Annotated in this window: 1 protein-coding gene; it reads right to left on the bottom strand. The window is 44.8% G+C overall.

Annotation, left to right across the window (positions count from 1 at the left end; genetic code table 11):
• Window positions 1-89: 89 nt before the first annotated feature.
• Complete coding sequence (locus R3E32_21400; GenBank protein MEZ4887302.1) at window positions 90-16,070, bottom strand: amino acid adenylation domain-containing protein; 15,981 nt, start codon at window positions 16,068-16,070, stop codon at window positions 90-92.
• Between the last annotated feature and the right edge of the window lie 250 nt (window positions 16,071-16,320).

The following is a 16,320-nucleotide window of genomic DNA, read 5'->3' on the forward strand; positions in this document are numbered from 1 at the left end:
TACAAAATAACTGGGTAAATAGTTCTATAACACAAAAGCCTAAAAACAAAATCTCTTTAAAGGAGTCTCAAAATTTCGATTATCCAATATCAACTATCCAACACCCCCTGCAGCTTCCTCGCAAAAATCTCCCCATTCGGCGCATCAAACAAATTTAGGTGATTGCCTTCCACCTCATGCACCACAACACCGCCCATAGCAAAAGACTTCCAGCCCAAAAACTCAAAATCCTCCACATAAAACAACTGTTCCTTCGCCCGAAACAAGTCAATCTTCACCTCCAAAGGACGCAACACATAATTCTCATAAGCCCGCATATTCGCTTGGTCAATCCGATTGCCATACTCCGTAAACTGCTCCTCCACCTGCTGCACATTCCCATTCACCGCTGTTGGGTTCGCCACCTTGCCCTTACTCCGCTTCAAACGGCGATTCAACACACTCGACTTATACGCCAACGTTTTCACAGGATTTTTCACCAAGAGCGATAGGTTATACCCCACCTTTCTACCCCATTTTTTCAGACCACCTGCTTGCTCATATTGCTCACCATCCAATTCCATTCGATTCGTAGCCGCCACTGTATCAAACATCGCCAATAGCTGCACCTCTTTGCCCATTTCCTTCATAATCCTTGCCATCTCATACGCAATCAAACCACCCATCGAATACCCCGCCAAACAATAAGGTCCCTCAGGATTGTGCTGCAAAATCTCACTTACATAGTGTGTTGCAATACTTTCCATCGTATCCAAAGGCTCAGACTTACCATCCAAGCCCTTCGCTTGCAAAGCATACACAGGCTGTTCGGCATCCAAATATTTCGCCAAAGTCTTAAATAACAACACATGCAAACCAGCACCATGCACCAAATAAATTGGTAATTTCTTGCCCTTCGTCTTAATCGGCACCAAAGAACTCCAATGCTGCTGCAAATCCTCCTCACTTCCACCCAACAATTTCGCCAACTGAGCAATCGTTGCATTCTCCAATAAACTCGCCAAAGGCAATTTGATATCCGTCGCCTGTCTGATTTTTGCCATCAACTGCACCGCAATCAAAGAATGACCACCCAACTCAAAGAAATCATCATATACACCCACTTCCTTGACTTGCAGTAAATCTTTCCAAAATGCTGCCAACATTGTTTCCATTTCTGTTCGAGGCGCAACAAATTCATTTTCAGAAGTCAACTCACCATAATCAGGCTCAGGCAATAAATTTCGGTTCACCTTTCTACTCGCCGTCATCGGAAACTCCTCCAATTCCACAAACACGCTCGGCACCATATAGTCAGGTAACTTATCTTTCAAAAACACCTTCAATTCGCCCATATCCAATGTGCTTTCTGGATTCATCACCACATAAGCCACCAAACGTTTATCGCCTCCAACCTGTTCCTTCGCCATCACCACATTCTGCTGAACACCCTCAAAAACGCCAATCGCCGCTTCAATCTCTCCCAACTCAATCCGAAAACCACGAATCTTCACCTGATAATCCGCCCGATGCAAATACTCCAAATCCCCATTCGCCAAATACCGACAAATATCTCCAGTTTTATAAACCATTCCACTATAAATACCCCTCCTTTGTAGTGGCAAAGGGGAGGTCACAAAACACTCCTTCGTCTTATCTTCTCGATTGTAATAACCATCCGACACACCCACACCACCAATATACAACTCACCAGGAATACCCACAGGCACAGGCTGCAAATTCTTGTCCAACAAATACAAAGGATAATTAGTAATCGCCTTACCCACACACACATAGCCCATGTTGTTTTCAGATTGCAAACTCTCTTTGGTCACACGCTTTGCAGTCGCCCAAATAGTCGTTTCAGTAGGTCCATAAATATTCCAAACCTCCTTACACCGATTCACCAACTCCCAAGCCAATTCCTGTGTCAAACCTTCACCACCCGACCATGCCTTCAAATTCTGACCACCTTGCCAACCCGCCATCAACAACAGTCGCCATGCCGAAGGGGTAGCCTGCATTGAAGTAGGCTGATATTCCTCCAATTTTTCTCGCAACAAAAATCCATCCATCACCGCCTCACGACTCGCCAACACCAATTTTGCACCGACCATCAAGGTCATAAAATAATCCTGCACCGAAGGATCAAAAGCCATTGAAGCCACATTGAAGACCGTATCTTTTTCGGTCAAATTTACCACCTCATTCATTGCATACAAAAAACCCACCACCGATTCATGCCTTGCGCCCACACCTTTTGGGCGACCCGTTGAGCCAGAGGTGAAAATAATGTAGGCATTTTGTTTAGGACTAATCTCCAATTGAAGGTTCGCCTTCGAAGCCATTTTACAGTCCTTCAATAAATCTTCAATCATCAAGACTTTACATCCTTCAATTCCAGTAAGTCCATTTTTATTTTCTTGATTTATCAAGAATGGAGCTTCCACATCTTCCACAATCCCCTTCAATCTATCCATCGGATTCACAGGGTCAAGCGGAATATAAATTCCTCCAGCCTTCACCACTGCAATGATAGTCATCAACATCTCCATCGAACGCTCCAAACAAATCCCCACCAATTGCCCAGTCTGCAAACCCTCCAATCGAAGCTGATTTGCCAACTGATTGCAACTTTCGTTCAATTCACGGTAAGTCATTGAATTACCTTCAAAAACAGCCGCCACATTATCAGGCGTTCTTTCTACTTGACGCTCAAACAAACAATGCACAGGTTGATTGATAGGATATGCCACCTCATTGCTGTTCCAATCCACCAACATTTTCTGCTGAACAGCCTCTGATAGAAGCGGTAAAGTCGCCAAAGACTGCTGCGGATTCGCCAAAATACCCTTCAACAAAGTACCAAATTCCTGCAAACGGTTTTGAATCGAACCTGCCTCCCATAAACTCGGATTATAGACCCACTTGAAATCTACACCACTTTTGCCATAAGTAATGTGAATGAAGGTATCGAACGCACAAAAATCGTTTTGCAGATAACCACTTTCGACTTTCAATCCGCCAAAACTTTCCAACTCCATTTCACTCGCCGTATTGAACAAAACCGAAATAATCGGCTGCCTACTCAAATCACGGTTCAACTCCAACACCCTCGACAACTTACCCATCGGAAAAGGATGTTGAATCCCCTCCAACATCGCCATTTTAGAAGCTTTCAAATGTGTCGTAAAATTTTCTTCAGAATTGACCGTCAATCGAATCGGAACAACACTTGGGCGATGCGCCACCAAATCACTGTTTTCTACAATGCTCTGCGTAGCCACACTAATACCCAAAACAAAATCCTCTTGCTGTGCCAAGCGACACACAAATGCCTGAAAGGCAGATAGCATAAACATATAAAAAGTAGCTCCATTTTGCGCTGCAAACCTGCGAATTTGCTCATATTCGGCCTCCGAAAAATGCAATTTCTCCGATTCAGCTCGAAAACTCAATGCCCCTGAATACGCATAATCTGTTGGCAATTCCAAAACAGGCACTTCATCTGCAAAACGTTTTTTCCAATAAGCTTCTGCCGCATGGTATTCCACCGAATTTTGTGCTTCAATTTCTTCCTCTACAAATGTACTCAACTGCTTACTTACTGGAGGCAAAGTATTTTTTCCCGTCAATGCAGATTCATACAATTCTCCCAAATCTCGCTTCAAAACACCCATAGACCAACCATCTGCTGCAATGTGGTGAACGGTCATCAATACCAAGTGTTCATCTGATTGCAGACACACAATTTTGAAGCGCACAACCGCATCTTCTACCAAATCAAAAGGAGTCATAGCAGCCTCTTCATAGATTTTCGCCAAGACCTCCATACGTTCATCTTCATCCAATTCACTCACATCTTCAAAAGCCACATCCAAACTTACATCTTCTTTTGGGTGAATTGTTTGCGTCTGTCCATCTTCGTCAAAAGTCACCCGCAAAGCCTCATGTCTGTCCACTAAATTTTGCATTGCCGTCCCCATCGCCTCTACTTCAAAAACTCCCTTCAATCGCAATTCAATCGGCAAATTGTAAGAAATGGCAGCTTCTCGACTTAATTGATGCGTCAGCCAAATTTCTTGTTGACCTTCGGTTAGTGGTAGAATGATTGGTGATTGGTGATTAGTGATTGGTAACTGATGATTGATAACTGTTGATTCGTCTTTGGAAATAGAATGTCCATTCAATTTTGAGGTAGTTTTTCCATTGACGGAAACTTTGCCAACCTGTCCAGATGTATCGTGGGCTATTTCCAATTTTGGCAACAGTTGAAGTGGGCTATTTTCGCTACTCTGAACGGAAATTTCGCCGACACCCGAAAGGTTCGGCGACAATTGGAGTGACTTGTTTTCGCCACCTTGAATTGAAGTCCCATTAACAAGTGAGGTTTCAATTTTCAATTTTTCATTATCAACTATCAATTCTTCATCCCTCGGTGAAGGCGAATCTCCACCATCACTGCCATCAGAACCATCGTTGTCTCCACCATCCAACAAGCGTTCAATCTTAGCAATCGTAGCATTTTCAAGCAATTGCATCAAAGAAAGTTGCTTTTCAGTAGCCTTTTTAATCATATAAATCAACTGAACCGCCAACAACGAATGACCTCCCAACTCAAAAAAGTTGTCGTGAATACCCACCTGTTGCACATTCAACAATTTTCGCCAAAAACCCGCCAACATTTCCTGCGTCTCCGTTTTCGGTGCATCCTGTGGAAACGTTTTACCAAAATGTCTATCCTCATCCAAAACAACTGCTCTCTCCGCAGGTGCAGGCAAAGCCTTTCGGTTCACCTTACCAGCCGTACTCAACGGAAACGCCTCCAATTCCACATAAAAATTCGGCAACATATAAGCAGGTAATTGCGTACCAAGATGCGCTTGAAACATTGCAATATCCATCGTTTGCCCTGCTTCCATCACCAAATACGCCACCAACTGTTGAAAATCATTGGAGTCCTTGCGAACCACCACCACATTTTTATGCACACCTTCAACCTCCGAAATCACCGCTTCAATCTCGCCCAACTCGATCCGATGCCCTCTGATTTTTACCTGATGATCCATGCGGTTCAAATACACAATGTCACCATTCGGCAATCGGCGCACCAAATCACCCGTTTTATACAATTTTTCATTCGCCTTGAAAGGATGTTGAATAAAACGCTCGGCGGTCAATTCAAGTCTTCCGTGATAGCCTTCCGCCAATCTCCCTCCAATGTGCAATTCGCCAAATGCTCCAATCGGAACAACCTGTAAATGCTTGTCCAACACATACAAATCAATATTCGGCATCGCATGACCAATACTCACATACGGCACATCCTTTTGGCTGTCCAACAATTCAGTCGTCACCCTTTGCGTTGTCACCCAGATAATTGCCTCAGTCGGGCCATACACATTCCATACCTCCCTGCAATTGTCCACCAAAAAACGAGCAAGTCCATGCGGCAAACCTTCGCCCCCACTTACCACTCTCAAATTCGCAGCACCTTCCCAGCCAGCCGCTTGCAGCAATTGCCAAGTAGAAGGAGTTGCTTGCATCATTGAAGGCTGCAAAACCTCCAATTTGTCCTTCAACAAAAAGCCATCTTTCACCGTCCGTTTGTCCGCCAAAACCAAAGTTGCACCACTCATCAAGGTCAAGAAATAATCCTGAATTGAAGGATCAAAACTCATCGAAATCACCGACAACAAAACATCTTTCTCCTTGATTTGCAGCGTTCCACTCATTCCATACAGAAAATCCACCACCGCATCGTGCGAAATTTCAACGCCCTTAGGTTTTCCAGTAGAACCCGATGTGTAAATGATGTACGCTAAACCCTTTGAAGGAATCGCCCAAGTTGGATTTGCAGTCGACATTGCATTAGTTTTTGAAGTAAAATCCTCCAAAATCCATTTTTCACAACCTCGATAATCCGCAATATTCTCCTCCAAACTTCGCTCACAAATCACCCATTTTGCACCCGCATCTTCCAACATCAAGGTCACACGGTCTTTGGGATTTGTTGGGTCAATCGGCAAATACGTGCCTCCCGCCTTCAATACCGCCAAAATCGCCATCAGCATTTCGGCGGAACGGTCGAGGTAAATGCCCACGACATCACCTGATTGCAGTCCTTCACCTCTGAAATAATGCGCCCATTGATTGCATTTTTCGTTTAGTTCACGATACGTATATTGCTCATTTTCAAAAACCAAAGCAGTCAAATCAGGCGTTTTTGCAGCTTGTTTTTCGACCAATTGATGTGCGGTTTCACCTATTGGAAAAGCTACTTGATTGTCATTCCACTTCAATAATTGCGTTTGCTCACTTTGCGGCAACATCGGCAAAGTCGCCAAAGACTGTTCTGGATTCGCCACAATGCCTTCGAGCAAGACCTTCCATTCTGCCAAACGGCTTTGAATCGTGCTTGCATCCCATAAATCGGTATTGTAAATCCACTCAAAATCAAGCCCATCTGCTACGACTTTGATGTTGATGAAGATGTCAAATGTTTCGTAATTTCTTGGAATCGGACTTGTACTTGCCGTCACATTCGCATAGTTCAATTTGCCCGCATCGCTGTCCATGTTGAACAAAACCGACACAATCGGCTGCCGACTCACATCCCTCGCCACCTTCAATTTTTTGACCAAAGCACCAAGCGTATAGTTTTGGTGATCAAAAGCATCCAAAATCGTGCTGCGAACCTGCTTCAAATGCGCCTTGAAACTGTTGTTTTCCTGCAATTGCATCCGCACAGGTAAGACACTCACACAATGCGCCACCAAATCTTGATTTCCTGCAATCGCCTGACCAGCAGCCACAACACCCAACACAAAATCATCTTGTCCCGACAAACGGTGCAAAAAAGTTTGGAAAGCGGCATACATCAATACATAAAAAGTCGTTCCCTCTTTCGCTCCCGCCTTCTTCAATTGGAGGTATTCTTCTTTCGTCAAATGCAAGGTTTCCATTGCAGAATTGAAGGTCTTGAAAGGTGGTCGCACCCTATCCGTCGGCAACTCCAACACAGGAATTTCCCCTTCAAATTGCTTCGCCCAATACGCCTCTGATTTTTGAAACGCCTTGCCTTCCTTCGCTTTTTCTTCCTCCAAAACGTAGCCACTCAACTGCTTGGGTTGCTTCATATCTTTGGCGTTCATCCCTACGCTTTGAGCATACAATTCACCCAAATCGTTGATGAGAATGCCCAGTGACCAACCATCCGAAACGATGTGGTGGACGGTTAGGAAAAGGAGGTGAATGGTAGCTGGTTGAACGGAGACTTTGCCAACAATTTCCAATTTTGGCAACTGCTGGAGTGGGCTACTTGTATTCGCTTCAACTGTTGGCAAGGTCTTAAAACCGTTGCCAAAGTTTTCGCTGTTTTCGTTAATTTTAATAAGTTTAAATCTCACAAGCGGCCCTTCACTCAAATCAAAAGCCGTTTCTGCCTCCAATTGATGTAATTCCTTCAATTTCAACCCTAATTCATCCGTATTCAATCCCGTCAAATCCAACAAAGGCACATTCACCTCCATTGCAGCGTGAATCAACTGCGTCTGTCCATCTTCACTAAAAGTCGTCCGCAAAGCCTCATGTCGCTCCACCAATTTCTCAATTGCACGTTCCAAAGCAGGCTGATTCAAATCACCCTCCAATCGAATCTGACTCGACAAATTGTAAGCCATTGAAGCCCCGTTTCCCAACTGATTGCTCAACCAAATTTCGGTTTGTCCTTCGGTTAGGGGAATGGAAACTTTGCCAACAGTCGCAGACTTTGGCAACAGTTGGAGTGGGTTGCTTGTAGTCGCTTCAACTGTTTGCAAGGTCTTAGAGCCGTTGCCAAAGTTTTCGCTACCACCTAAATGCCTCGGACTCCCCACAATCAAATTCAAATCTTCCCCACCATAAGGCTCAAAAAAGCCTCTGTCAAACATCTCCTGAATTGCAGCCTTATACGCATTGAAGGCAAACTCCAAATCTTCATCGGTATGTGCCGTTGAAACAAAACCTGAACGCTCCGTTTGATGCACTCCGTGATAGCGCAAAGCATGGAAAAACAAATCCGAAAGAGGGTTTCCATCAGCGATTTTCACCGCCAAAATCGAAGAAGTTGATTTAATCGCCAAAGGTGCTTTCGTTTCCAAAAACAAATCCCGAAGCCTTCTCGCAAAAGCCGCTCCACGCTCATTCAGTTCTTCCTGTAATTGTGGACCGCCCGCTTTGATGTGTTCCAAAGCAGCCTTAGCCGAGGCCAAACACAAGGGGTGTTTCACAAATGTACCGCCATAAAAAGTCACCAAAGCCTCTGGAAATGAATCGTCTCCATACTGCCACTGACCACCATCAAAAGCATCCAAATATTTCGCTTTGCCCGCCACAATCGCCATCGGCAAACCGCCACTTACAATTTTTCCATAGCAGCAAATATCCACTTCAATATTGTACCAAGCCTGCGCCCCACGCTGATGCAAACGGAAACCATTGACCATTTCATCAAAAATCAAGGCAATGTTTTCTTCTTCCGTCACTTTCCGCAATTCTTTCATCAACTCAAACTGCTGCAAATGTGGCTGTTGTGTTTGTACAGGTTCGACCAAAACAGCCGCCAAATCCTTTGCATTTTCCCTAAGGATATTCAATAAATTTGGGTCATCTTTGCTCAAAATCAATACATTTTCCACCGAAGCTTTGGGAATACCAGGTGCAACAGGCAAGGTCTTCAATTGACCTCTAATTGTGATGGGACGGCCCAACATTTCGTCTGTAATGCCGTGGTAATCTCCTTCAAAGTAGGCAATTCGAGTTTTTCCCGTTACTGTTCTTGCAGCCCGAACTGCTGCTGAAAGCGACTCCGAACCTGTATTCACCATCGTAGCCCGTTCATTGCCTGTGATTTCACACACCAAATCCGCCACTTCTTTCGCCAAAGGAGTCAAAACGGTCAGTTCTGTTCCTTTCGCCAACTGTTCTGTCACTGCTTCTTGCACAAAATCAGGCGTATGCCCAAACAAGGCAATCCCAAAACTCATCATGAAATCCACATACTCATTGCCGTCCAAATCGTAAATTTTTGCGCCTTTGGAGTGTGAGGAAGCAATTTGGTAAATGCCATCTTTCCACAACTTATTGAAGGCTTGAATGGAACGAGGGTCGGACAAACGTTTGCGCTGCGCTTGTGACAAGGCTTTGGAGCTTTTGGTTCGCTCATTGTAGTTTGCCAAAAACTCTTTCAACATTCGCTCTTGAAAAGGAGTGATTTCTGCGGTGTTTTTGCTCACAGGTTTCCAAGGGCCGAAAGCTTTTGGGGTTTCTTCTTTTTGTGTTGAAGTGTTGGGGTGTTGAGGTGTTGAGGTAGTGTTTGTATCGGTGAATTTATTCGCTGGTTTTTGAGAAACTCCGTTATTGGAATGATGACCATTCGAACTGAAACTTTGCTGATGGTTAGCCTTCTGTTCAACAATTGAAGTAGTTTGCTGGCCTATTGGCTGAACGATTGGAGGAGTTTGTTGAAGATTTTGCCCCTGCAACAATGCCAACTGTTGCTGCATCAATGCCATCTGTTGGCTAAGGATGTTTTCAATTGCAGAGCCGTTGGAGGTTGGATATTGGATATTGGTGATTGGTGATTGGTGATTGGTGACTGGTGGTTGAGGAATTTGCTGGGCAAAGACTTGACTTTCCACAACTTGACCATTTCCTCCAATATCTTGCTTCTCGCTTCCCACTTCTTCCATCTCAACTCTCACCTCTTCCTGAAACATATCTGCTGGAATATTGCCATCAATGTACTCCGAAAGTGCATCAATCGTTGGTGCTTCCTCAAACAATTGGCGAAAAGTCAAGTCGAGTTCAAATTGACGGTTGATGTCTGTAATGGCTTGCGTCAAAAACAGTGAGTCAAAACCCAATTCTAAGAAAGTAGCTTGTTCTTCCATTTCTTCGGGTTCTACGCCGCTCAATTCAAACAATACGTCTTTGATTTTTTCGGTAATGCGCTCTTTTCGTGGCACTGCGCTTGTGTTTATGTGATTAGTTGTTTGTGTGTTCATGTTAGTTTGGGTTGATAGCGTGTTAAAGTTTTGCTGTGTTAATGTGTTCATGTTGGTTGGTTGGGTATTCATCTGATGATACCCATTCCTCTGTATCTCCGTGCCTCCGTGTTCAATCTGTACTCCATTTCTCTGCGCCTCTCCGTCTCTGCGTTCAGTTTCCCGTCTATCGTCCACCGTCTGCCGTCCTCCGTCAAAAGGCTCAATCCAATACCGTTTGCGCTCAAATGGATAAGTTGGCAATGGTGTTCTTTTGGCATTTTGATTTGCATAAAAAGCCTTCCAATCCAGTTCCATGCCTTCCAACCAAAGTTTCGCAACGGTTTTGTACAGAAATTCCACATCGTTTTTAGGCTCTTTCGGGTGTCGAAGCGAAGCCAAAATCAACTGCTTAGAATTTTTGGCGGGATGCTGACGGGCAAAAGTCGAGAGTGTTTGACCAGGCCCAACCTCCAATAAAACCCGATTGGGGAGCGCAAAAATCGCCTCCAATCCATCCGAAAAACGGACGGTATTCCGCAAATGACTTACCCAATATTCAGCGGTCATCACCTCCTCTGGATTCGCCCAAGTTCCCGTCACATTGGACACAAAAGGAATTTGGGGTTCTTGAAAGTTGATGGTTTGCAAGAAATCGTGGAACTGTCCCATGATGGGCGCAACTTGTGGAGAATGTGCGGCTACTTTGATGTGAATGCGTTTGGCATCAATGTTTTCTGCCACCAATCGCTGCTGCAAAGCGTCAATCGCTCCCACTGTTCCCGAAATCACACAGTTGTTCGGTTTGTTGATGGCTGCAAAACTCAAATCACCCTGCATGTACTTTCGAGCCTCCAATTCGGTCATCGGCACACTCAACATACCGCCTTCTACCTCCAAACTTTCAAACAATTTGCCCCTTGTGTAAACCAATGCCAAGGCTTCTTCGATGGTGAAAACTCCTGCAATACAAGCTGCTGCATATTCACCCATGCTGTGTCCAATCATTTCGGAGGGCGTTATTCCCCAAGATTGCCACAATTTGGCTAAGGCATATTCGATGGTGAGTAGGGTTGGGAGAGCGAGAGAAGGACGGCGGAGTTGGGCGGCTAAATTGTCTTCGCTTTCATTAACGTCACCGAACCCGTTGGGTGTTGGCGAGTTTTTCGCTTGGCTACCTGCAATAAATTTCCTTACCTCCAATCCATGATTCGCCTCCAATATCTCCAAACATTCCTCCACAAATCCTCTGAAAATTGGATTTTCTTCATACAAATCCTTCGCCATCTCCACATATTGCGCTCCACCTCCTGCAAACAAAAACACCATGGAAGGTGCTGCTCCTTGCTGCAAACCTGAAACCGTATTTGGGTTTTTCACATTCTCCAAAGCTGCAATCGCTTCTTCGTGATTTTTGGCGATAATCGCTCTGCGGTGTTGGAAATGTTGGCGACCAATTGCCAAAGTGTAAGCAGCATCGGTTAGACTCAATTCTGTTTCTGGCTTCCTTTGAAGGAAAGTGCTTAGGTCTTTTGTGCTTTCTTCAAGGGCATTTTCTGTTTTTGCAGATAATAAAAACAAGTTGTGTTTCTGTGCATCTGTGCCTCTGTGTTCAATCAAAGGAGCTTCCTCCAATATGATATGTGCATTCGTTCCGCCCAATCCAAAAGAGCTTACTCCAGCCCGTCTCGGCTTGTCACTCCGTTTCCAACGCTGCAAACGTTGATTCACATAAAATGGGGATTTTTCAAAAGGGATTTGAGGATTCGGTGTTTTGAAGTGCATCGTTGGAGGCATCAATTCATAGCAAAGCGACAAAGCCGTTTTGATGATACCCGCTACACATGCCCCTGTGTCCAAATGTCCAATATTGGTTTTGATGGAACTGATGGCGCAAAACTGCTTTTTGTCGGTCGTTTTGCGGAAAGCTTGGCTGAGTGCTGCAAGTTCTATCGGGTCACCCAAACGAGTGCCTGTTCCATGTGTTTCAATGTATTGTATGTCGTCTGCTGTGATACCCGCTTTTTTCTGTGCAGCTTCAATACAGGCTGCTTGTCCTTTGATGCTTGGAGCGGTAAATCCGATTTTGTCGGAGCCATCGTTGTTGATGGCAGTTCCTTTAATGACCGCATAAATGTAGTCGCCATCTTCAATGGCTTTGTCCAACTTTTTGAGGACGATGATGTTGATGCCATTTCCTCGCACCATGCCTTTTGCATCTGCATCGAAAGCTTTGCAAGTTCCGTCTGGGGAAAGAGGGCCGCCTTCGGTGTATTCATAGCCCGAAGCCAAAGGTGGCTGTATGCGTCCACCGCCGACCATGACCATATCGCTGTCGCCATTCAACAAACTTTGGCAAGCCAAATGTACGCCTACACCTGAACTGGAACAAGCTGTTTGGACATTGACGGCTGGGCCTTTGAGGTTGAGTTTGTAGGCAACTCTGGTGATGGAAAAGCTTTTTTCGCTGCCGATTGTGCTGGTGTATTCACCTGATGATTGCAGCAAATCGGGATGTGTGGCGATGTTGTTGTTGAAGTAGGTATTTTGTGCCACTCCTCCAAAGATGCCAATTTTACCTTCGTAGTTTTCAGGATTGTAGCCCGCATTTTGGAGGGCAGAATAGGCGGTTTCTAAAAACACTCGGTGCTGAGGGTCCATCATTTCGGCTTCTTTGGGATGGTAGCCAAAGAATTTTGCATCGAAACAGTCGGCATAGTTTAAGGTGTAGTGCCGCCCTACGAAATTGGGGTCGTCCAACATATTGGGGTCTAAGCCTGCCTTCAATAGGTCTTCTGCGGTGACTTGTTTGCCGACTTCTGTTCCGTTGACCAAGTTCATCCACAGTTCGTGGGGTGTGTTGGCTCCTGGGAGGCGGCAGGCGATGCCGATGATGGCTATATCCTGTGTTGGGGTGCTAAGGTGTTGGGGCGTTAAGGTGTTGGGGTGTTCGTGTGTATCCGTATTTGCGTCTGTTTGTATGGTGTTTCGGCTGATGAATTCGCCATTACTGAGTTGTGTTTCGTCTATTGTCTGTCGTCCACCGTCCGCCATCGGGTAACCTAAGTTAGTAGCCAATTCCCAAGTCGTTTCACTCAAGAAATTATCCTCTTTCACCTTTTTCCAAGTTTCTGCCAATTTTGGATTGATGCCCTTTTGCTTCAATAGTTTATCGTCGCTCATAGAGCGAGAATCTTTGTAAATGCCATCTACCATTTTCTGGTCGAGATTTTGGTAGGGGGCAATGAGGCTGGGATGGTAGTCCAAGCCGATTTGAGCGCACAATTGGCGCATGGTTTTTTCGGGTTCTGCGACCAATTCCTCGTATTGCAGCCTGAATTGACGGTTTTTCGGAATGGATTGCAGGAAATCAACTGTGTTTTTGTGGCTTTGCAGCCAAACCAATTCGCCGAGTTCTTGGGTATTGAAGGGGTGATTTTTGATGTGCAATACTTGGTCGAAGTGGTATTTCTCGAAAGATTTGACCATCGAATAGGGATGGCGTACCAAGTGTATGTAAATTGCTTTTTGGTCGAAAATTTGCTCGGAACGCTTCAATGCGTTGTGGTCGAGGGCGTAGGAAGGTGATTTGTCGAGTAAATGATAGTCGCCTGCCCATTCCTGCAATTGTTGGAATACTTGTGTGGTATCATACCCTTTTTGCTCCAATTTCTGCAATATGCCTTTGGCGGTGTCGGCATCGCAGTTCTTCAATTCCATGACTGCCCGCACCAATCCTTCTAACCACAAACTGAATTTGCCGCTGTATGCTTGGCTTCTTTCCTCCAATGTGTTGAAGTGCAATAACTGCAATTCGTTTGCTCCAAATATTTCTGGATGTCCTGCCAACATGACCCGCAATAGGCTTGTGCCTGAACGGGGTGGGGCGAGGATGAAGATGGGAGGATGGTTCAATTGTTTTATTGCTGAATTGCTGAATTGCTGAATTGTTTTATTGTTGAACTCTTGGATGGTGTGGAGGTATTGGGGGAAGGTTTTTATGGAACGGCTGACGGTGGACGGTGGACGGTGGACGGATTTTTTGTTTGTATCCGCTTCAACTGTTGACAAGGTTCGAGAACCGTTGTCAAAGTTTTCGCTCACCTTGTCAACGGTCGCAGACCTTGATAACGGTTGGAATGAGGATAATTCCTCCTTGTAACTTTCCTCCAACATCGCTGCATATTCTGCAATAGTTGGGTTGTCAAAAATGGTGGTGATGAAAATTGGGGCATCCAATTGTTGCTGCAATTCTCCAATGAATTGTGCGGCTTGTATGGAATTTCCACCGAGTTCAAAAAATTTGTCGTGGCGACCAATCGGACTGATTTCCAAGAGTTTTTCCCAAATTTTTGCCAAGTGTTTTTCCAAATTGCCTGATGGTTCAATAAATGCTTGCTCCAAAACGGGGCGCAATTTGGTGGGTTCGGGTAGGGCTTGTCGGTCAATTTTGCCGTTGGTGGTTAGGGGCATTTGTGGGAGGAATACGAAGGCTGTGGGCAGCATATAGTCGGGTAGTTTTTCCTCCAAAAATGCACGAATCTCAGATACGTTTAGGGATAAATTGGGGTGTAGGCATAGATAGGCAACGAGTTTTTGTTGGTTTACTTGGTGTTGGTTTTGAAGGACTACAACGGTTTCTTTGACAGATGGATGGAGTCCTATGGCGACTTCGATTTCTCCTAATTCGATTCGAAATCCTCTGAATTTTACTTGATAGTCGATGCGTCCTAAGAATTCTACATTGCCATCGGGCATCCAACGGGCGAGGTCGCCTGTTTTGTATAGTGTTTTTGTTCGTGTTGGCGTGTTAAGGTGTTGGGATATTGGAGTGTTATCTTTCACCGTCTGTCGTCCACCATCTGCCGTCCACCGTTTACCGTGAAGCGGCATGTCTGTATTGTAGAAAGGATTTTGGATGAATCTTTCTGCGCTGAGTTCGGGACGGTTCCAATAGCCTCTTGCCAAAATTTCTTCTGTTCCTCCAATGTAAATTTCGCCCACTTCTCCATCTCCAACGGGTTGTAGTTCTTCGTTTAGAATGAAAATTTCGTAGTGTTTGATGGGAATACCTATTGGTACTTTTTCGTCACTGAATCCTTTGGGAATGGTGAAAAAAGTGCAGTTGACAGTGGCTTCTGTTGGGCCGTAGAGGTTGTAGAGTTGGCAGTGGGGAATGAGTCGCTCATGTTTTTGTGTCATTGCAGTGGGGCAAACTTCACCTGATACATTGACCAATTGAAGGCTACGCAATTTGTGGGGCGGAGCTTGTTCGAGTATCAAAGTGTGCAGTGAGGGCAAGGTCAAAATGTGTGTGACTTGGTGGCGTTCAACAAGGTTTGCCAATCGCTGAATGTCTTTTTCTTCGCCTTGTTCGGGCAATACCAATGTGCTTCCTTGCAAGATTGTCCAGAAAATGGTGAGGACGGATACATCAAAGGATATGGAGCAAGTGAGCAACATTTTGCTTATTGGAATGGGTGCAATTTCTTGTTGTCCTTCGAGTTGGTTCATCACATTTTCGTGGGTCAGCATCACACCTTTGGGCTTGCCTGTCGAGCCAGAAGTGTAGATGCAGTATGCCAAATCCTCGGGTTGGGCTATTGGGATGTAGTCGTTTGCAGTGCTATATTGTTCAACGGTTTGCCAATCGGTGTCCATCACAAAGATGTGGGCATCGGTTGAAGGGATGCGAGCTAAATGTTTTTGCTCGGTGAGAATGACCTTGGCTTGGGCATCTTCGAGCATGAACTGCAATCGCTGTGTGGGATAGTCCACATCTACGGGTACATAGGCTCCACCTGCTTTGAGGATGGCGAAAATGCCGATGAGCATGTCTATGGAACGATCTAAACACAAGGCTACAAAATCTTCTTTTCCGATTCCTTTTGATTGAAGGTGCTGCGCCAATTGGTTGGATTTGGCATTGAAGTCTGCGTAGGTGAGTGTTTCATTTTCAGAAATGAGGGCCGTTTTTTTTGGGTTTTTGGCGACAATTTCTTCAAATAGTTGAGGAATGCTTAGATGATTAGGAAAGAATATATGTGATGAAGTAGTGTGATTCATTGCTTAGAATTAATATTAGTCAAAAATTAATATACCTTACAAGTTGCTTGTAATTTGGAGATTATAGGTGAATAGCTTGCGTAAAGGGTATAGGTAAGGCTTTACTGACAGTGCCATGACAATATACTTGACTAAAATTGTGCCAAAGTTGGGGATATATGAAGGGAAATATGTTCTGAGAGAGCAATTTTGTAGCGGGTCAGTAACTTTGAGTTATTTATTGAATAAGTTATGTGTATAAATGAAGACA

This window comes from Chitinophagales bacterium (assembly GCA_041392475.1).
Taxonomy (GTDB): domain Bacteria; phylum Bacteroidota; class Bacteroidia; order Chitinophagales; family UBA2359; genus JAUHXA01.

Bases quoted from the DNA above. Each gene is read 5' to 3' on its own strand.
- R3E32_21400 (MEZ4887302.1), bottom strand. From the start codon at position 16,070: ATGAATCACACTACTTCATCACATATATTCTTTCCTAATCATCTAAGC.